This is a genomic window from Pseudomonas sp. 65/3-MNA-CIBAN-0223 (assembly GCF_040310425.1).
GTDB lineage: Bacteria > Pseudomonadota > Gammaproteobacteria > Pseudomonadales > Pseudomonadaceae > Aquipseudomonas > Aquipseudomonas gregormendelii.
On sequence record NZ_JBEOPV010000154.1, the window covers coordinates 1 to 270 of the forward strand.

The 270-nt window shown below is 67.8% G+C and carries 1 protein-coding gene; it reads left to right on the top strand.

Features of this window, described 5'->3' with window-relative positions:
• The coding region (locus AAEZ09_RS28330) for an ABC transporter substrate-binding protein (RefSeq protein ID WP_350601658.1) at nt 1-270 on the top strand (270 nt) is incomplete at both ends.

Consider the following 270-nt stretch of genomic DNA (forward strand, 5'->3'; position numbering starts at 1 on the left):
GCCAGGACAAGGTCGAGCTGCTGCTGCGCAACGCGTATGAAAGCCTGCTCGCGCAGAAGCCCGACGGCAGCTACGTCCCGTGGCTCGCGACCGGCTACAAGGTCTCCGCCGACGGCAAGACCTACACGTTCACGCTGCGCGACGGCGTGATGTTCACCGACGGCGCGCCGTTCGACGCGAAGGCCGTCGCCCGCAATTTCCTGAACGCGCGCGAACTGTCGTATGCGGCCGGCAGCCAGCTTGCGCGGCTGATCTCGCACGTCGCCGACG